Annotated in this window: 15 protein-coding genes; 6 read left to right on the forward strand and 9 right to left on the reverse strand. The window is 53.2% G+C overall.

From position 1 onward, the window contains the following. The first annotated feature begins 67 nt into the window (after window positions 1–67). Entirely contained in the window at window positions 68–1,387 is a 1,320-nt protein-coding gene (locus tag DHN43_RS13420) for a DJ-1/PfpI family protein (protein WP_108818918.1), read from the forward strand. Window positions 1,388–1,527: 140 nt separating this feature from the next. Here the strand turns inward: DHN43_RS13420 and DHN43_RS13425 are convergent, their stop codons facing one another. Further along, entirely contained in the window at window positions 1,528–5,388 is a 3,861-nt protein-coding gene (locus tag DHN43_RS13425) for an autotransporter domain-containing protein (protein ID WP_208995403.1), read from the reverse strand. 337 nt (window positions 5,389–5,725) lie between these two features. On the opposite strand from DHN43_RS13425, the gene DHN43_RS13430 reads away from it, so the two are divergent. The 3 genes from DHN43_RS13430 (at window position 5,726) to DHN43_RS13440 (ending at window position 7,696) form a co-directional block, all read left to right on the forward strand. Beyond that, window positions 5,726–6,064 carry an MbcA/ParS/Xre antitoxin family protein gene (locus DHN43_RS13430; protein ID WP_082596696.1) on the forward strand — a complete coding sequence of 113 codons (339 nt, stop codon included), beginning with the start codon at window positions 5,726–5,728 and terminating at the stop codon, window positions 6,062–6,064. Further along, window positions 6,061–6,789, forward strand: coding sequence for an RES family NAD+ phosphorylase (locus DHN43_RS13435; protein WP_244278188.1), 729 nt, complete (start codon window positions 6,061–6,063; stop codon window positions 6,787–6,789). The genes DHN43_RS13430 and DHN43_RS13435 overlap by 4 nt, the downstream gene beginning before the upstream one ends. Window positions 6,790–6,940: 151 nt before the next feature. Then, complete coding sequence (locus DHN43_RS13440) at window positions 6,941–7,696, forward strand: hypothetical protein (RefSeq protein ID WP_208995404.1); 756 nt, start codon at window positions 6,941–6,943, stop codon at window positions 7,694–7,696. A gap of 43 nt (window positions 7,697–7,739) precedes the next feature. Here the strand turns inward: DHN43_RS13440 and DHN43_RS13445 are convergent, their stop codons facing one another. From DHN43_RS13445 to DHN43_RS13455, 3 genes are all read right to left on the reverse strand, one after another. Beyond that, on the reverse strand, window positions 7,740–8,216 hold the full coding sequence (locus tag DHN43_RS13445; protein WP_108818920.1) for a GNAT family N-acetyltransferase: 477 nt from the start codon (window positions 8,214–8,216) through the stop codon (window positions 7,740–7,742). Between the two features lie 176 nt (window positions 8,217–8,392). Continuing rightward, entirely contained in the window at window positions 8,393–9,766 is a 1,374-nt protein-coding gene (locus DHN43_RS13450) for an alanine/glycine:cation symporter family protein (protein WP_063287792.1), read from the reverse strand. Window positions 9,767–10,079: 313 nt separating this feature from the next. Next, window positions 10,080–10,994 (reverse strand): LysR family transcriptional regulator, encoded by a 915-nt coding sequence (locus tag DHN43_RS13455; RefSeq protein WP_108818921.1) that lies wholly within the window; start codon window positions 10,992–10,994, stop codon window positions 10,080–10,082. Between the two features lie 105 nt (window positions 10,995–11,099). Between DHN43_RS13455 and DHN43_RS13460 the strand changes: the two genes are divergently transcribed. After that, a complete protein-coding gene (locus DHN43_RS13460) occupies window positions 11,100–11,996 on the forward strand; it encodes an AEC family transporter (RefSeq protein ID WP_108818922.1) in 897 nt (298 codons plus the stop codon). Between the two features lie 83 nt (window positions 11,997–12,079). Here the strand turns inward: DHN43_RS13460 and DHN43_RS13465 are convergent, their stop codons facing one another. Then, the gene (locus DHN43_RS13465; protein WP_108818923.1) at window positions 12,080–14,383 is read right to left on the reverse strand and encodes a hypothetical protein; all 2,304 of its coding nucleotides are present in this window, start codon (window positions 14,381–14,383) and stop codon (window positions 12,080–12,082) included. A 369-nt stretch (window positions 14,384–14,752) separates the two neighbouring features. Here DHN43_RS13465 and mbfA point away from each other — a divergent pair, with 369 nt between their 5' ends. Next, window positions 14,753–15,703, forward strand: coding sequence for an iron exporter MbfA (mbfA, locus tag DHN43_RS13470; RefSeq protein ID WP_193758278.1), 951 nt, complete (start codon window positions 14,753–14,755; stop codon window positions 15,701–15,703). Window positions 15,704–15,709: 6 nt separating this feature from the next. Here mbfA and DHN43_RS13475 read toward each other — a convergent pair whose 3' ends face one another. The 4 genes from DHN43_RS13475 to DHN43_RS13490 form a co-directional block, all read right to left on the reverse strand. Next, complete coding sequence (locus tag DHN43_RS13475) at window positions 15,710–16,765, reverse strand: ABC transporter ATP-binding protein (protein WP_108818924.1); 1,056 nt, start codon at window positions 16,763–16,765, stop codon at window positions 15,710–15,712. Window positions 16,766–16,776: 11 nt separating this feature from the next. After that, complete coding sequence (locus DHN43_RS13480; RefSeq protein ID WP_063287787.1) at window positions 16,777–17,655, reverse strand: carbohydrate ABC transporter permease; 879 nt, start codon at window positions 17,653–17,655, stop codon at window positions 16,777–16,779. After that, window positions 17,648–18,529, reverse strand: coding sequence for a carbohydrate ABC transporter permease (locus DHN43_RS13485; RefSeq protein WP_057462435.1), 882 nt, complete (start codon window positions 18,527–18,529; stop codon window positions 17,648–17,650). Before DHN43_RS13485 ends, DHN43_RS13480 begins: the two co-directional genes overlap by 8 nt. Window positions 18,530–18,670: 141 nt before the next feature. Further along, window positions 18,671–19,942 (reverse strand): ABC transporter substrate-binding protein, encoded by a 1,272-nt coding sequence (locus DHN43_RS13490; protein WP_108818925.1) that lies wholly within the window; start codon window positions 19,940–19,942, stop codon window positions 18,671–18,673. Between the last annotated feature and the right edge of the window lie 56 nt (window positions 19,943–19,998).

Below are 19,998 nucleotides of genomic sequence, written 5' to 3' on the forward strand. Positions count from 1 at the left end.
CTTGTCAAAATTGAATGACGAGAATCTTTGGTTGGGCTCGCCCCACTGAAGGAAATGGAGTGTCCCCATGAAACGCTATCGTATCGGTTATGTTGCAGTGCCGGGCTTCAATGAATCCGAACTTGGCGAAATGCAGGCCGTTCTGGGTATCAATCCACTCAATCGTCCCAGTATTATTGGCGCGACCACAAAACCAGTAACTGGTCAGCATGGTCTGACCCTTGTGCCAAATCGTGTCTTTCAAGACCGCACACCACTCGATGTGCTGGTCATTCCAGACATTCCGACAGCAGCACAGGATGATCCTGCCTTCCACGCTTTTCTGACCGATCAGTGCTCGCGGGTTGCCTACGTGGTTGCCTCAAGCGGCGGCGTTCTTACGCTTGCCAAGGCCGATGTGTTGGAAGGCAAAACCGCAACTGCAGATGATCAGGGAACAAAATTGCTGGCTGACTACGGCGTCAAACCAGTGTTTGAACGCAGGGCAGTGGTGGATGGCAAATTTTACACCGCAGGTCATTCCACAGGCATGATCGAAGCTGCCTTCATGGTGCTGGAAAAGCTACGCGGCACCAGCTTTGCCAAGTTTGCAGAGCTGACACTGGAATACGACCCGCATCCTCAGTTCACCGCTCACACTCCAAAAAAGCCAGTGGAGCTGACAGCTGGCGATGCCCCAACCATCGCTATGGCACTGCCCTCAGGATGTTATTTGCCAGACTTCTTGGGGGCAGTGGAAGTTTTGAGTGCGTTCCCCAACTCTAAGCTTCATGTGGTCTCTCACGACAAAACTCCAGTGCAATGCTTGCTTGGCCCCAGGGTCGTGCCAACAACCACCTTTGCCACGTGCCCGCAGGTTGACTTCGTCATCATGGGTGCAACACAGCCAATGCTGCTGAAAGACAAGGAACTGCTGGATTTCATCCGGCGACAGGAACCTGCTGCAAAAGGCATGATTTCCGTCTGTGCAGGAACATTGGTGTATGCAGCAGCTGGCATTCTGGATGGCAAAACAGCCACCTCCAATTTCCATCACACCCCGTTGCTAGACAAACTCGGCGCTAAATCCAGCGGAACAGAGGTGGCGGTTGATGGCAAGTTTTACAGCGCGGGCCCTGCCATCGGCTCCTATGAAGTCGCGCTGAAAGCAGTCCGTGACATGTATGGAATAGATATCGCGCACCACATTGAGCAAAACGTGCTGGAATACGCACCCAAGCCAGTCTTTGGCGTCGGCTCGCCGGAAAAGGCAGGTAAGTGGTTAGCCCGTATCAGCAAATACCTCATTGCAGCAAGCTTACCCTTTTACCTGAGCGCAGGCCGCAGAGGCGCCAGATATGTCAAATCTCAGGCATCAGCGAGGCTTTTGAAACCAACAAGCACTTGATCGGCCTTTGCCCCTATCACTCCTCAAAGACAACGGAACACTGAGTGAGTTGGCCGAGTGTACACTCCACACCCTACGCTTCCCTTGGCCAGCAAGCATACTGGAGCACCCAAGCCGCTCCAGTATGCACTCCCGTTTGATCAGAATTTATAAGACACACGTCCGAAGAAGGCTGTATTTCGGGTGTTTTCGCCGTACTCTCCCAGCACACCAACAGAAGCCCCAAAGTTGCCTTTGGAGTATTCCAGTGAGGCAGAGGCACGCGCCAGTGTCTGGTCAATATCGCTGATCACAGACGCCTTACCGTTTGCACCTGAACGCAACACATCCTTAAACCCGCCATCACCCAAAACCTGACGCAAGCCAGCACGCAGATTGGCTTTCAGCTCACCCTCCTGCACCTGATATGTGCCTGCCCAACCGAGGGAGGCATCAACTGAGAACTGGTGATTGTTGATAGCGTCATAGCTCACATCCGGCACACCCTGATTGTCGACGCCGAATGCGCCGCGAGAGTGCCAAAGATGGCTCAGTCCAACTTCCGGCATGAAGGTGTTGTTGCCATACTCCCAGATGTGCTTGGCCGCGACACGGGTCAACAGGTTCTGGCTGTCATAGGTCTCGCTCGCCTGTGCTGAACCATCCTTATAGGTGTTGCTGGTGTGATAGAACGTGCTTTGCCCGGTAAGCAGCACCGCATCTTTGCGATATGCGCCCTGTACACCAAAGCCATAGGTATCGACCGTTTCTTTGGCCTGATCATAGATGCCGTTGAAATCCAGTGCACTGTGACCGTAAAAGACGTTCGCCCCAACAATCAGATCCGGCGAAACGACACGATTGTAACCTGTCACCACACCTGTAGTGCTGGCAGAGTAGCCCAGATCACCATCCAGGTTTTGCTGATAAAGATGTAGAGGGGCTGCATAAAACACACCATACTGCTCAGCAAGGTGAGACTGGCCTGCCATATCAGCAACAGCTTTTTCTGCATCCGATGTTGGCTTACCATCATATGCCAGCAGCAAACCTTCTCCGCTGGCGCTTTCCCCCTTTAGCATCAGGTCTGTCAGCAACCCTTCACCAATGCGCTGCGTGGCATCAATCACCCCACGTTGCTGCTGCGCGACCAGCTGCGGACTGGAAACTTCCGGCGCATATCTGAAGATCACCTCTTGATTGGTGGTACCCCAACTGCTTTCAACAGCCTCAGCACTCCAGCCATGGCCAACAACACCGCTTGCATCCAGTTGAGTAAACTGCTGAACATCCTGACCATCAACGAGATCAGGGATCTCATAGGCCACATCTATCTTCGTCGAGTTGGAAAAGTGCACATGCAGCGTGGCATTGTTGAACGTCACATTGTTGGGATCATCCGCCTGGATGGTCCCGCTGAAGTTCTCATCCAAATCATCCCGGAAGAGGATGCCATAGGAGTTTACGGTCAACGCATTTGATCCGGCATGCACCTGATAAGCCTCGGACCCCGCGCCGCCAGTTGCGGTTGCTACAATCAAACCGCTGTTGTTGAGGGTCGTTGCGCCGTTGAGCACAACACCATAGGCGAGGGCTTTATCCTGCGTTCCGTTGGACGTACCAGCCGTGGCAGAAACTTCAATCAGGTTTGTATTGGTGAACTCACCTTCAACACCATAGCGTGTGGTGCCATTTACATAACCGATACCGAAGGCACGTGCTGCGCCGTTGGCTTTCGCCGCATTCAGGCTTTCTGCTGTTCCCCCAAAGGCCCGTACGAAAATCGTCCCACTGTTGGCTTTCGCATCCCCTTTGATCCCGACCGCGAGACCTTCGGCATTTGCGGTTTTGTCGCCTCCCGTGGTGGCGGTTTTGCCTTGGGCTAGTGCTTCGATCCAGCCTTTGTTCTCACCGCCAAGTGAGCCATCAAGAGCTGACACGTCAGCATAGCCATAAGCGTTACCACCCACTGAACTTGCAGTTCCGCCGGTTGCCCTCGCAACAACTACACCCAAATTATCGGTGGTCACATTCGGGTCCGTGTTACGAATACCGTTGTAGACACCAATCGCTTCAGCAGACGCACTCGCATTTCCGCTGCCCGTAGCTGTCGCAGAGCCGCCTTCCGTCAACGCAAAGATGCGACCTTTATTGGTCCCACCAAGTGCACCAAAAATCCCCATAACGCGGGTCGTTGCTGAAGCATGGCTGTTTCCCTCAGCTTCAGCCGTCCCACCAATGCCTACAGCTCGAATCAAACCAGAGTTATCTTTAGTCAGCCCATTGTTGTTGCCATAAACATTTGCACCCGCTTCGGCGGAAGTAGCGCCATTGGCTGTCGCTGTCCCGCCCTGACCAAATGCAATAACATCGCCGCTGTTACTGCCGTTTATGTAATCATTGACACCAACAGCAATGGCAATTGCATCAGCACCATTCCCCGTGGTCCCATCGCTAATCGCGATTCCGGCAAAAGCTTCAACGCGAATTACACCAGAGTTGTCCCCTTCGAGCCTGTTTTCGACACCAAAAGCAAACGCATTGGCGTTGGCTATGAGGCCAGAGGCGGTTCCGGCACGAGCACGAATATCAATCTCGCCCGAATTATCGTCATTCAGGTTGAATTTCGTACCAGAGGCTTGAGCAGACGCATCCGCATTTCCGTTTCCAGAGGTCGCCTTAGCATCCCCCCCGGCAGCATTCACGAGAATAAGACCGCTGTTCGCTTTGATATTTCCACTCACACCCACCGCCAGTGTTTTGGAGTTCGCAGCAGCACTGCTGGTCGTTTCTGATTGACCAGCACTTGAAATCACGCTTATCCGGCCCGTGTTACCAACCTGAAGATCTCCCTGGATGCCATAGGCATCAGCAGCGGCTATGGCTTCTCCATCCGTTGCAGTCGCTTTGGTACGTCTGTTATCAGCATCAACAAGAATGAGGCCACTATTGCTTTTAACATGCCCCATCACACCGACCGCAAGTGATTGGGAATTTGAAGCAGCGCTACCGGTCGTCTCTGACCGACCAGCACGTGCAGTCACATCAATCTGACCCGTGTTACTCCCTCGAAGATCTCCATGGATGCCATAGGCGTCAGCAGCAGCTTTGGCTGTTCCACCTGCTGAGATCGCTGTGGCATTTCTGTTATTAGTATCAACAAGGATAGTCCCGCTATTCGCTTCCGCATCCCCTTTTACGCCGATAGCAAGAGCATATGCATCAACATCTCCTGCACCTTCAGAGGTAGCCTGACCTCCTTTAGCGAGAATGCTGATCAGACCTTTGTTGGCCCCTTCAAGATCGTTGTCGATGCCAGTGATATCAGCATCAGCATCCGCGGCGCCTGAGGCGGACACAGCTATTCCAGCATGGCCCTCAACCTTGATAGTGCCGATGTTGTCTCCCTCAACATCCAGATAGGTGCCAAAGCCCTCAACGCTCGCATCTGCCTTGCCGCTTCCGTTGGCTGTGGCCGAACCTGCCTGAGCATAACTGGAAAGCGTTCCCAGGTTGTCGCCCATCAATCGGCCATCAATGGCCTTCACATTCACTTTTACACTGGCTTTGCCAGTGCCCGATGTGGTTGCACTTTGACTGGTGCCTTTGACCGAGATTGTCCCGATATTGTCTATTTCCAGCGTACCTTCAACACCATCGATGGTGACCGCTGCATTCGCACCGCTGTTCGGGTTTGCACTGCTATCCGCAAGACCGCCGCTGACTTCAACAGCAATCTCACCAGAATTGTTCTGGGTAATATCGCCTTTAATGCCACGGATGGTTATTTCTGCACTCGCATCATTCCCGATAGCCTCGCCGCCGGTCACACTCACCTGTAATTGCCCGGAGTATTCTGCGATTGGGCCAGTGATCACTTGCGTGTCCAGCGCAGCATCGTTGGGCGCGGTCTGAGGTGCAGTGATATGAACCGTCTGCGCCATAAGCGGTGCTGCGATGACGATGTTTGAAACAAGCGCAAATATGGAAACACTGCTCAAACTGCGAGATTTATAAGTCACGGCCCCACCCCAACTATTTTATATTCGTATTTTTAATGATAGTTACAGATGCTCCTCTCACACATCAAGGCGGACGCTTGGTCATCCACGCCTATATTAGTTATTGCGTATTTTAGGATGTACTCCATTAAACTGCTACTTTAGGTTTTTCATATCTCTGATTTCGCGTATGCCCGGGTTCAAATCCTTGACATTTGACGTCAAAATCATAATATAGTGCCATATGTCGCTGCGCTATTCAGCTGGTTTGATGAGAGGGAAGATGCCTAGCCTTCGTAAGATTGAACAACCTCTGGCTCCAGGTGGACCAAAGTTTACCGAGGAAGAAGTGCATGCCATGCAGCGGGCGGTGATCAACTTGTTTGAGCGCTGGCAGCTGACGGATGAGCAGGCCACTTTGCTGCTGGGAGACATTGCCAAGCGCACCTATCAACGCTGGAAGACCAGACACTATGGCCGTGTCAGCGTGGACCTTGCGGCGCGCCTGTCCAATCTGCTTGGCATTCACAAGGCACTTCGCCTGCTGTTCAGCGATACCAACCGCGGGTATGGCTGGGTGAAACGCGCTAATACAGACTTCGGCGGCAGATCTGCCCTTGAAATTATGATGGGCGGACAACTCACGGACTTAATGCGCGTGCGCAGATATCTTGATGCGCAGCGAGGCAACTGGTGACCACATTAACTTTGGTGGAGACGGACCTGAAAGCTCCTGAAACACATGTCAGCTGGCCCAAGTATTATCGGTTGGTCAACTCGGCCTACCCACCCATAGATTTGTTTGAAGACATTGCCGATCCCGCAGATTGGGAATTGCTGGCCGCTGCAGAGAGCCGCACCAATCCGCGCCTTGCAGAAACCATCGGCAATCTGGATCTTGTACCCGTTGAGCGACGGGTCAATGGAACGGGCTCTTCCTATCTGATGGCACCGTTCACCCATGCCTCTCCTGACCGGACTGGCCGTTTCCATGATGGGTACTTCGGCGCTTTTTATGCCGCCAAATCTTTTGAAACCGCGTTGTTCGAGACTGTGCACCACACCGGGAATTTCTATGCCGCCACGCAAGAGGCACCCGGCTGGATTGCGCAGATGCGCGAGTTGATCGGCAGTGTTGAGGCTAAACTTGCTGACGTAACAGATCCGCGTTTTGAAGTTCTGCTCCACCCGGATGATTACAGCGCTTCTCAGGTCTTCGCACGCAAGCTGCTGGAAGAGGGCGGCGATGGCATTCTCTACCCAAGTGTGCGGGACGAGAGCGGGTTGTGTATTGCTGCGTTTTATCCCGACGTGGTGGAAGCTCCACTTCAGGCCCGGCATTTCAGCTATCACTGGAGCGGTGAGGCGATTGATATGATCAAGGACCTGAACTCAGGCGAAGTCTTCGAGATCGCCGATTAACCGCCAACACCTTATAAAACAGAGTAAAATTTCCACATAGATTCCGCAACGTCAGAAACTGCGATTTTGCGCCTTTCATTTCTGGAAAGGACAGCGCCACGCAGGTTTGGGCCACTAGCATCGCACTATTGATTTTATAAGGACAATAATTGTGAGCTTTTTCAGCAGTAGCGGCGGAACCTACAGCTTCTCCAACTACAGTGTTGCAAAGTATATAGGCAATGCGTCGTCGTCGATCAGCACTCGTGTCAACCAGAGTGTTTTGTCACCGGATGATGAGTCCAAAGACAAGACAAAGACGCCTGACTTAAAGCCGACTCCGGATACTGCCGTTGATGCACGTGCTAAGCTGACCGATCTTTATGGCGACCTTGATACGACCTCCAGCAAGTACAAGGATGATATCGAAGCGTTTCGTAAAGACATCTTTGATGATCTGGAGTTTGACCGCGAGACCCTCCACCTGATCGCCAGCAATGAAAACGGCTATTTCTCTGATGAAGAGATAGAGGCCGCAAAGCAAGTGATGCAAGAGCAGCTTGACGAGATCCTGAAAAAAGACGCTCCCGAGGCTGGGCCGACTGCGGACAATTATCTGTCTCTTTTGAAGTATCTGGAGGAAGAAACCTCCGCAGAAGAGCAAAAGTCCTTCGAATGGGCAGAAAGCAAAGCCAGCGCTCAGGCAGCTTACAAACGACTATCCGGTGGTAAGGAGAGCGACTTCTTTTCTGATGATCCGGTCGTCAACTTGCTCACCAAAGCCCATGAAGACCTGTTCGACGTGCAGAAAACCAATCCAGACGCAAAACTGGAATCCATGTCCTCCTACGATTCCGCTCAGTACCAGTGGGAACGGAACAACAACAGCTACGACGCTTACACCTCACCGGATGCCTGGTGGAAGTAGCGTTCAGCAAAACCTGACGCCCTGCCACAAACAGTGGCAGGGATCAGCCAATGCGCTGGCACTGAAGAAGCATTGGAACGTCCTTGCCCCAGAAGTCGATGAACTCTTCCAGCGGCTCAAATCCAACGGACGCGTAGAACTTCCGCGTTTTGGCATACTCTGCATTTTCGTGTGAGGGGCCGAGTGTTTTAACGGTCAGATACGTCGCGCCACAATCTCTTGCATAGCGTTTGGCCAGTTCTACAAATGCGCGCCCAATCCCCTTCCCATGATGCTCTGATCTGATCGCCAGCAGGTGAATATCAACGCACGCGTGACTGGTTTGCGTCAGCGCCATAAGACCGAGCTTTTCACCACCTGCCTGCGCTATGAAGACGGGCCTCGTTTTAACATCCTCCAAGTAATCCTTGTAGACATCATACGGGCCGAACCACCCAGGCAGTCCTGAAAGGATCGCATCGCAAAGCGTGGTGCATTCCGTTTTACAGGCAAGTTCTGTTAGCTGGAAAGTCTCAGACATAGCGCAGATGACACTCACTTAAAAAAGAATGGCCCAACTGTGCGGCAGTGGCTTTGCTTCTGTCAAACCGCCTGTCTGCAAAAGCCTGAATTACACCGGCAACCTCAGAGCTGCGGCACATACAAAAATGGCCCGGTTTCATCACCGGGCCATTCTTTTGAAAACTGTGTTTTCTCTTATTCAGCCGGGGCTTTTTCCACGCCCTCAGGCTCATCATCTTCGGAGAAGAACTCCTTGGTGAGCTTGAAGACAATCGGGCTGAGAAGTGCCAGCGCGATCAGGTTTGGAATGGCCATCATCGCATTCAGCGTATCAGCCAGCAGCCAGATGAAGCTCAGCTCCGCAGTTGCGCCGAAGTAGATCGCAACCACCCAGAGGATGCGGTATGGCTTGAGCGCACGAGGCCCAAAGAAGAAGCCAACGCATTTCTCGCCGTAGAAGCTCCACCCCAGAATGGTGGTGAATGCAAACACTGAGAGCGAGATCGCAATCAGATAGCCACCAACACCTGGCAGAGATGTTTCAAATGCCAGAGAGGTGAGCGCTGCACCGGAGGAGCCAGAGGTCCATACACCAGATGCCACAATCGCAAGACCAGTGATGGTACAAACGATGATGGTGTCGATGAACGTGCCGAGCATTGCGATCAGACCCTGATTAACAGGGCTCTTGGTTTCAGCAACCGCGTGAGCGATTGGCGCAGAACCCAGACCAGCTTCGTTAGAGAAGACGCCACGGGCAACACCAAAGCGGATCGCAGCCCAAACAGCAGCACCAGCAAAGCCACCTTCAGCAGCAGTGGAGGTGAATGCCTGAGCAAACACTGTCTGCACAGCAGCACCGATGGAATCGATGTTGATGATCAGAACAACAAGGCCAGCTGCGATGTACGCAATAGCCATGAACGGAACCAGCTTGCCGGCAACGTTACCAATGCGCGTTACTCCTCCCAGAATAACAGCAGCGGTGAGTGCCATCAGGACAACAGCGGTTGCCTGTGCCGGAATGCTGAAGTTTTCATTCAGAACGTTCGCAACACTGTTGGCCTGAACGCCGTTACCAATGCCGAACGCGGCAACAGCGCCGAATGCAGCAAAGGTTGGAGCAAGCCAGTACCACTTACGGCCAAGTCCGTTTTTGATGTAGTACATCGGGCCACCAACAAAGTTGCCAGCGTTGTCACGCTCACGGTATTTCACCGCGAGGACAGCTTCGGCATACTTGGTTGCCATGCCCACAAGAGCAGTCATCCACATCCAGAAGAGAGCGCCAGGTCCGCCCAGGAACACAGCCGTCGCAACGCCTGCAATGTTACCTGTTCCAATTGTAGCTGAAAGAGACGTCATCAACGCATTGAAGGGGCTGATTTCACCACCACCTTCGCCTTGGCGACCTTTCCAGAGCAGGCTAAAGCCCGTGCCCAACTTAAAGATGGGCATTAGTTTGAGTCCGATCTGGAGAAAAAGTCCTACCCCGAGAATGGCTATAAGCATCACAGGGCCCCAAACGATAGAATTGATTTCGCCTAGGATATTCGTCATTGTTTCCATGGTTAGCCTCCCACCATGATTTTTATTATGATTTAGTTTACATCCTCGGCATGCATAGGGAATACATCTACAATAGAACTATTTCAAACTTTTCTGTTGTTTTTCAATTAGTTAATTTCAAATCACGTAGTTTACCTACGGTCATCACGAAAATTTTTGGTGAAAATTTCGCGTCTGACGGGCGAAAATTATCGTTTTCAACCGACCACTCGGTACAGTTTTGGAAAATTCATCCCCGGAATCGTAACTTATGAGCATATTCTGATTAACTAAGATAAGAGAGTTGCGGCACTGCCCCAGGGGCAGGGGAAAATTACTCCTCCCGGTAGATCTCCTGCTCGGCAAATTCCCAAAATCTTGTCACCGCGCTGTTGCTGGGTGTTGTTGGCAGGCGGGTAAGAAACAGGCTACGCGGGGCAGGGGGATCAAGTGGCAAGATTTTCACGCCATCCAGATCCTCAGGCAGTGCCAGTTCTGCAATAATAGAACAGGCAAGGCCCGAGCGAACGACCGCCAGAATGGATGTGATCTGCTGAATGGAGTGATCCACGCGTGGGTCTACATCTGACCGGCTGAACCATTTCCGCACCAACGGCTCGCTGCCCCCTTTTGTCATAATGAAGGGCTGCTTTTGAAAAGCTTCAGCGTTCATGTGCTGCGGCAAGTCCATATCATCTGCAGTGATCGCGACAAGTCGGTCACAGGCAATGAGCAGATTGTCGAACTCCTCATCACCATCCAGTCCCGGAACTACGGCCACGTCCACCTCACCGCGTCGCAAAGCTGCGATGATCTCCTGATCCTGCGCCTCACGCAGTTCCAGCGCGATGCCGGGGTAGTGGCGTGAGAAGCGCTTCATGACATGAGGCAGAAGCCGCGTGGAGGCAGAAGGGCCTGAAGACCCGATGCGCACACGCCCGCCTTTGTTCTGGCGCAGGTCGTTGATGCTGGCCAGTGCGTTTTCTTCTGCCGCCTGCACGCTCAAGGCATATTGAGCGATCAGCTTGCCCTCATCCGTCAGCTGCACCGGTTGCGCACCGCGGCGAAGCACCTTTACGCCAAGCCGCTTTTCAAGCTCTGCAATAGACTGGCTGACGGCAGACTGGCTCACCCCCAGTTGATGCGCTGTTTTGGTGACGGAGCCAACCGCCTGCATCAAAGGCAGAGCGCGCACCGCAAGCTCTGGCAAGCGCATTGCAAAAGAGTTGAGGCCATCAGGCTTGGTCATCAGGTGTCACCACATATTATAAGCTCAGCTTATTATCTTATAGTCCCTCATTAGCCTAAGACATAGCATCAGGAAAGACCAGCCAAACCGTCAGGGAGAGCGCACATGGGGATCGCGATGGCATTGCTGCCAAGTCTGGGCTTGCTGGCTTTGGGCGGCGTGTTTGGCAAACGTCTGGATCAGGCCACATGGCGCGGCATTGATACGCTGAACTTTCAGTTGCTGTTTCCAGCTCTGATGTTCTCCGCTGCAGCAGCTCGCCCCATCAATCTGGATGATGCAGCCATCATCGGATTGGGCACCTGGGGTATTTTAGGGATTGGGCTGTTGTTGGGGTGGATGCTGCGCCCGTTTGGGCCGGCACGGTTTCTGGATTTTGCCGCTGGCTGGCAAACCGCCTGGCGGTTTAACACGGCCATCGGGTTTGTGGCGATCAGTGCGCTGGATGCGGACAGTGCCTCGCTTATGGCCATTGCCATTGGCTTTGCGGTGCCAATGGCAAACCTGATGGCGGTGACAGCTCTTTCTATGGGCAAAGGTCTTGGTCTGCGCAAGGCTGCGGGGAAGGTGGTGCTCAATCCATTCTTTCTGGCAGCCCTTAGCGGTGTTGCGGTGGGTTTGAGCGGATATCCGCTTCCCTCAGTTCTTTCGGAAGGTCTCAATCAACTGGCACTGGCCGCCATCCCCTTAGCATTGTTGGCGATTGGAGCAACACTTGATTGGCAGGGACTGATGAAGCTGGATATCTATACGGGTGGGTTGAACTCCATAAAACTGTTGGCCTTGCCCTGCATCGCCTGGTTTATGGTGCACAGCTTTGCCATTCCCAAAGAGCAGGCCTCCGTGCTGGTGCTGTTTGCTGCTTTGCCCACCGCTTCAGCTGCTCACGTTCTGGCTGCTGCCTTTGGTGCGGACTGTCGCCAACCAGCCACGCTGATCGCTCAATCCACCTTGCTCTCATGCATCAGCCTACCGCTTTGGATTGCCTTGCAAACCGGATAAGAAAACGGGCCCTGCGGCAAACCGCAGAGCCCAAGCCATTAGATAAGGAAGGTCATTCGTCATCTATGAGCACATGAGCTCATTTATGCGGCTTGTTTAAAAGCCGTAGGCTTGAATTCCAGAACCCAACAGGCTTCCAGTTTGTTTCTCTTCCAAGGCAGGAAGGAGCGGACGCGGTATTTGACCTGACGAAGTTCCAGATAATCCGGCAGGTTTGCACCGGGGCCAGCAGACTTCTGAATAAGGTCTGCCCAGTCACGTGCCAGTTTGGTTGGTTCTTCGACAATTTGCATTCCGTCGCTCTTTTCACCGGTTGGCTTGGAGATCAGCTGTTTGTAAACGGATGGGTTCAACAGGGCCTTCAAGGCGCCGCTTAAACCATGCAGATCTTCACCGAAGGCCTGATCATCTTCGTCAGCGATGTTACCGGCATTTTCCTTGTCTTGATCAGTTGGCTCATTCAGTACAGCACTGCTTGCTTCCGTCTTGCCGTGTTCCACTTCCTTGATAACGACATTGTACTGATCCTTCTTGCCACCTTCCATCGGTGTAATTTCAACCTGGAACATAGCTGACCACGGTTGTTCCTTCGCCCATTTCAAAATCTTGCGAATGCTCGTGCCGTTGCTCATCTTGGCCATGACTTCCTTCATGGCATGGTCCTGCAAGCTGCTGATCGCATCATGTGCATTCCCATAGCTTTGCAACAGGCCGTCACCCTTGGAGCTGAGGAACTCGTCCAGATGGCCTCTCTTGTCCTGAATGTCGCTGCTCTTTTGTGACTGATCTTCTCTCAGATCAGACATGTTGAGAGCCAGATCGCCCAGATCACCCGCAATAGCCCGTGGCAGATTGTTGATCAGGTTGACCTCGGCAACAGTGTCAGAGGTTGGCTTCTGTTCCACAACCCAGGCCGTTTTCACGGTGTCCGTGTTGGAGAAGAAGCCCTTCTTGATGTCGTGATAGCGGATCTGCTTCAAAGTCATGTAATCAGGCAGCTGATCACTGATGTCCCGGCCACTTGCCTGTGCGCGGGCGAGGGTTTCACCCCAGTTCATTGCCAGATCACTTGGCTTTTCGACAAATGGCACATCATCATTGCTGGCTTCACCCGTAACCTTGGTGGTCAGGGCCTCCATCATTTTTGGTGAGCGCAAGCCGTTGAAGATCAGCTCAGGATTGGCCATGAGTTTTTCTTTCGACAGATTTCGCTGTGCCAGATCGGTGTTGCTGTCGATATCCAGACCATCAGTGTCTTCGTTTCCCGCAGAGCTGTCACGCAGCTGCGCTTCAATGTTGAAGAACTCACCCTTGGTGGTGATGTCGATATCAACGAGCTTTGCCCATGGCTGGGTGGCAACCCAGTTCATGGTCTTGCGGGGGCTGTTGGTTTGGGCAAGATGGTCGTTGACCATGTTCTTGGCCATCTTCGCCAGGCCGGAGGCTGCATTCAGGGCGCGGTCATTCTGCTCTGCCAACTCATCAACGGCAGAATCCACGGTCTGGCCAAAGCTGATGGCAGACTGAACGTCGTTTGTGGTATTCAGCGCCATACCCAGCTGCCGGGCAACAGCCATGCGGTATTCAACAACTTCCTGTTCAATTTCTTCCAACTTTTGTCGCTCACTGTCAGAAACCGCGTTTTCCTTCGCATTGTCGATGGTGTCGCTCATAGCTTTACCGAAGGCATGCTGGCGGTACAGCTCATTGACATCTTTGACGAGTGCATTCCCAAGCTTGACCATATTCTGGCTCATAAACACCAGCATTTCGCGGTGGGCCGGGGTCAGCTGCTTAGGGTTGGAGTTGGCAGCATTCTGCAGGAATTCATTGAAACGGGGATCATCTGCCTGGCTGTCAAAAATTTCCTTGGTGACACTCCGGGACTCTTCCCTCAGTTCCTTCTTCAGATCACGGGTGAACTGCTGCTTGACCATCTCATCAGCTTTTTCCTGAGGCATGCCCAGAACATCTTTCACATGATGTTCCCATTTGGCGGCTGAAGGGTCAGCATAAGCTGTTGCGAGAGGGTCTTTTAAGAAATCCTCTTTCTTCTGCTGGAAGGTGCGCAAGCGGTCTAACCGCTCACGAAGTGTTTCAGATTCCGGCAGGCCAATTTCCTCAAAGACAGCATGGACCGGCATTGGCTTTGCGCCAGCGGGCCGTTCTGGAGGTGGGGTGTTGACGACGACATAGTCGCTCAAATCCGGGTCGGCAGTTCCATTGCGTTGGTCATGATTACCATGAACGCCATTGACCTGCTCGTTTGAGGTTCTTGCTGTACGGTTGGTTTCGTCCCCATCTTCCTCGGGGAAGTTCCAATGCATGTTCTGGTAGACTGCCTTGGCCCAATCGTGCTGTTCAGCATTCAACTTATTTACAGGCATGACACGTCTCCTGCTAACTAAGTTTTGTTATTGGCTAATAAAGTTGTGCTCCTCCTATCCGTTTATTTTAAGGCACGGAATCGACTTTAGTATAATAAGTTAAGACTGATTAAACCGGTCTGCTCAAATGCAAGCGGTCTAAGCATTTAAACCGACAATACCGATCACGTTTTCCCAAAAACATCAATCACATCTGCTGATAGCGCAATCAGTGAGCGGGTGCCTAATTCTCCCGGCTTGCCATGTCAGCCCGTTCAAATTTGCGGTTTATTTGAGGGACTGAAACCGCCTGTTTGCAATGAAATCTGCTTAGGATCTGCGCGAAATTGCAAACTAGAAAGCTCATGGATGTTGTATCTGACGTCACGCATGCGATTTTCTGACCTGAGCGAGCAGCAGGTGCTGGCGCTTGCCATCTCGTCAGAGGAAGATGACGCCCGCATCTATCGGGGCTTTGCAAAACGACTGCAGGATGATTACCCCGGAACCGCCGCCGTCTTTGCCGATATGGCCAATGAAGAAGACCAGCACCGGATTGCCCTGATCGAACTGCACCAAAAACGCTTCGGCGACACGATCCCTTTGATCCGCCGCGAACATGTTTCCGGGTTTTATGCCCGAAGCCCACTCTGGCTCTCCACCCAGCTGACGCTCGATCAGATCCGCCATATCTCCGAGAACATGGAGACGGCCTCACGCACATTCTATGAAAACGCAGAGAAGAAGAGCACGGATGCAGATACCCGCCGCTTGCTGGGCGACCTGGCAGCGGTGGAAGCGGACCACCAGAACAAAGCCCGCAACTTGTCACAAACCCATCTGGCCTCAACGGGAGAGCAGGAGGAAGAAACCGCACACCGCAAGCTGATCCTGACCCTGATCCAGCCCGGTCTTGCCGGGTTAATGGATGGCTCCGTCTCCACTCTGGCCCCTGTTTTCGCCACAGCCTTTGCAACAGGCAACACATGGACCACGTTTCTTGTTGGCCTTGCAGCCTCCATCGGCGCAGGTATTTCCATGGGTTTTACGGAGGCGGTCTCGGATGACGGGCAGATTTCCGGACGAGGTTCACCTGCTTTGCGCGGCGTTGCTTCCGGCGTGATGACAGCTCTCGGAGGGCTGGGCCACACCATCCCGTACCTGCTCAGTGATTTTTGGGTGGCCACGTTTATCGCGTTTTTCGTTGTGGCGGTTGAGCTTTGTGCGATTGCGTGGATCCAGAGCAAATACATGGAAACGCCGCTCTTGCGGGCGACGTTTCAGGTTGTTCTCGGCGGCTCACTGGTGTTTGCCGCCGGTGTCATTATCGGCGGTGGTTAGACGCCCCTACAGGGACGCGCCACCTTCTGCGAACACATGCAGGAATTCACGGTTCACGGAAACCGGTAACATATCTCCTTCTCGCACAGTGATGGAATGGTCCACCCGCATGGTGATTGGATCAGAGGAGAAGCTGGTTTGCAGGTAGGCGAGGGACTCTGACCCAAGTTCCTCAACCAGTTCCACCTTCGCGGAGAAATCGCAGGCCTCTGTGTTGGAGATGCTCATATGCTCCGGACGGATGCCAAGCGTGATCGCTCCATTTGCTTCAGCCCTTTGTGCATCATTGATGTTGAAGCCATCCAGCTGAATTGCCCCCTGTTGCGCAGTCGCCCCGATAAAGTTCATGGACGGCGCTCCGAGGAATCCGGCCACGAACTTATTCGCCGGACGCTCATATAGATCAATCGGACGCCCCACCTGCTCAATCACACCGTGGTTGAACACCACAATCCGGTCAGCAAGGGTCATCGCCTCGGTCTGGTCGTGGGTCACGTAGATGATCGTGGCACCCAAACGCTTGTGCAGACGAGCGATTTCCAGACGCATCTGTACGCGCAGGGCAGCATCCAGATTGGACAGCGGCTCATCAAACAGGAACACCTGCGGATTGCGGATAATCGCACGGCCAATCGCCACACGCTGACGCTGACCACCGGAAAGCTGACGCGGATAGCGCTCCAGCAGATGAGTTATCTGCAGGGTCTCCGCCACATTGCTCACACGGCGAGCCACCTCATCCTTCGCCATCTTACCAAGACGCAAGCCGAAGCTGATGTTCTCAGACACTGTCATATGCGGAAACAGCGCATAGGACTGGAACACCATGGCAATTTCGCGCTTGGATGGATGGGCACGAGTGACGTCTTTGTCGGCAATGTTGATCTGGCCGGACGTGACATCCTCCAGACCTGAGATCATGCGCAACATGGTGGACTTGCCGCACCCGGATGGTCCGACGAAGACAATGAACTCACCCTTTTCAACCTCAAGGTCCACCCCATGGATGACCTCCAGATCTCCGAATGACTTTTTGATGTTTTTCAGTGACAAACTACTCATAATGTCCCCGATTATCCTTTCACGGCACCCATGGTCATGCCTTTGATAAAGAAACGCTGGAAGAACAGGAATACGATCAGCGTTGGCAGGCTGGCGATCAGCGACATGGCGCCCTGAATGCCCCAGGCAACGGAGTATTGGCCCTTCATGAACACGAGCCCCAGCATGATGGTGCGTTTTTCGTCAGACTGGGTGAAGATCAGCGGCCAAAGGAAATCGTTCCAGATCCAGGTGAATTGAAGCGTCGCCAGCACTGCAATGGCTGGCAGGCTGATGGGCAGCGCGATCCTGGTCAGCACCTGCCATTCGTTGGCCCCTTCCAAAATCGCCGCCTCACGCAGTGGGTTGGGCACGGTGGCGAAGAAGTTGCGCATCAGCAGAGTGCAAATCGGGATACCCAGCGCGGTGTGCACGATGATCATCGGCCACAGCGTATCAATCAGCCCCATCAGGTTGAACAGACGAAACAGCGGGATCAGGATGACCTGCGGCGGGAAGAACATGCCGGACACCACCAGCAAAAACACCAGATCACTGCCTTTGAACGGCAACTTGGAGAACACATAACCCGCTAGCGTGCCAAGCCCGATGGAAAACGCCGTTGCCGGCGCGGCCACGAGGAACGTGTTGAGCATGTAGCCATGCACCGCCGGATTGCTCAGCACCTCAACATAGTTGCCCCAGTACATGCTGCTTGGAATGGCCCAAAGGTCACCAAGCGCAATATCCCGTGTGGTTTTAACGGAGGACAGCAACACGCCAAAGGTTGGCGCAAGAAACAGGATTGCCAGCGTAAACAAGCAGATGAAGATGACAACAGGCCACGGATTGAACCGCTTCGGCGCAACATATTCACCGCTGGCACTGCCCAGACTAGCCGTATCAGCCATAGATTTCGTCCACCTTTTTAAGCTGTTTGAAATAGAGGCGAATGATGGTCAGCGCGACGAGGAACAGCACCACAGAGATGGCGCTGCCATAGCCCATCAGGTACTTTTTGAAGCTCTCGTTGTACATGTGCATGGCCAGCGTATCCGAGCTGTTGAACGGCCCACCACCGGTCATGATGTACAGGATATCAAAGCCCTTCAGAGAGTTGATCACGCTCAGCGCTACTACGACCACGGTGGCCGGTGTCAGCAGTGGCAGAATGACGTGGCGGATGCGCTGCCACGTTGTGGCGCCTTCCAGCTCGCACACTTCCAGCAGATCACCGGGAATAGCCGTCAGGCCTGCAAGATAGATCACCATGGACAGACCGGTTGCCTGCCAGGACCATGCAACGATGACCGAGTAGAGCGCACTGTCTGGTTTTGCCAGCCAGGCGTAGTTGAAGCGGTCGTTGGTGACGTACTCAATTATGGAATTCAGCAGGCCCCAGTCGGGCTGGTAGATCCACACCCAGACCTGACCAACCACAACGGCGGATAGACAGATTGGCAGATAAAAGATGGTTTTGAAGATCGGGCCGCCGGGCACGTGGCTGTCGATCAGCAGCGCCAGCGAGAGACCAAGAATTGTTGGAAGCACAACCGCAATGGCCATCCAGATAATCGTGTTTATTGCCGCAGACATGAAGAGCCGATCGGAAAACAGCTTTCCGAAATTCTCAAAGCCAACGAAGTCATAATTGTCACTGAAACCGTTCCAGTTGGTAAAGCCGTAATAAAACGAGCTTAGGAGCGGCCAGATGATGATCAGCGCGAATACGCTGAGGGGGAGCGCCAAAAGGGCAACGCGCCAGAATGTGTTGCTTTGATTCATACCCGTCTCAGAAAAAGCCTGCCTCGCAGTGGTGCATATCTATCTCCCCCAAACTTACATGGCTTGGTGGGAAATACGTGAAGCTATAGAGGCAAGCCGACCGCAAACATGTTGCGATCGGCTCTGTTTTAAGTGTGATGATTATTCGGCAAACGCGCTTGCTGCGCTGGCCTGTGTTTCATCCAGAATGGCATCCACTTTGGATGGATCATCCATGAAGCGTGCGAACATGGACAGCCCAACTTCCGCCACTGGCGGAGGCGTGGACAGGTCGTAGTTGAACGCGAAGGTCTGCGCAGCGTCGATGGTATCGAGCGCTTTGAGCATCACGGCGTTGTAGTTAGACTTGGCAACATTCACGTTGGCAGAAAGAGCGCCCTGAATGTTGGCCCACTTGGCCTGTGCTTCCGGATCTGACACCAGATACTCAAGCAGCTGCTCAGCCCCTTCCGGGTTCTTCGCATTTGCAGAGATCACCAGACCATCAACCGGACCAACAACCGCGTTTGGAACACCAGCTGTCACTTCCGGGAATGGGTAGAAGTCATAGTCTTCACCCGGTTTCAGGCCGATGGAGTTCCAGTATCCGGTGATCCATGTGCCCATCAGGGTCATGGCCGCATCACCACGGGCAACCTTGTCAGAAGCATCAGTCCAGCTGTCTGCGTTTGCATTTTCAACAAAGTAGCCTTTGTCGACCATGCTCTTCCAGAGACCCATCGCCTTTTTCACTTCAGGATCGGCATAAGAGGCTGTGCCGTTCATCAGTTTTGCGCGGTAGTCAGGGCCCGCTGTGCGAAGGATCAGATAGTCAAACCAGAACTGGGCAGGCCAGCGGTTCTTGGAACCAAGCGCGATAGGGGTCACGCCGTTTGCCTTCAGCTTCTCACAGGCTGCGAGGAACTCTTCCCACGTCTTGGGAGCTTCCGTGATGCCAGCCTTTTCCATAACAGCTTTGTTAAAGAACAGACCGGAGTAGTGGTAACCGAATGGCACCAGATAACGCTCGCCGTCATACTTGGTTGCACCGTCCGCAACCGACTTGGCGACAACGTTGTCTAGACCAGCCTTGTCCCACATGCCGTCGATTGGACGCAGGTCGCCTGCATCAATGACGAACTGTGTCCGTGCACCGGCCCAGTAAGAGAACACGTCTGGCAGTGCATTGCCCGCTGCACGCACTAAAATACCGGTCTTGAAATCTTCATGACCGATTGGGCTGTCTTTCACAGTGATACCGGACTTGGCTTTAAAGCCTTCCAGAATGTCCTTCAGGCCTTTCTGGCCCAGTTCACCGGTAAAGTAGTGAGAAATGGTGACTTCGTCCGCTGCAAATGATGGAACCATGGATGCTGTCGCCATGACGGGCGCAAGCACCGCAGCAAGCAAAAGTTGCCTTCTGCGCTTATTCATATTTCAATCCCCTCCCAAGAGTTTGCATATGTTTTACAAATTCATTTCGTCAATAA

The sequence above is a fragment of the Pseudovibrio sp. Alg231-02 genome (genome assembly GCF_900143565.1).
Classification (GTDB): domain Bacteria; phylum Pseudomonadota; class Alphaproteobacteria; order Rhizobiales; family Stappiaceae; genus Pseudovibrio.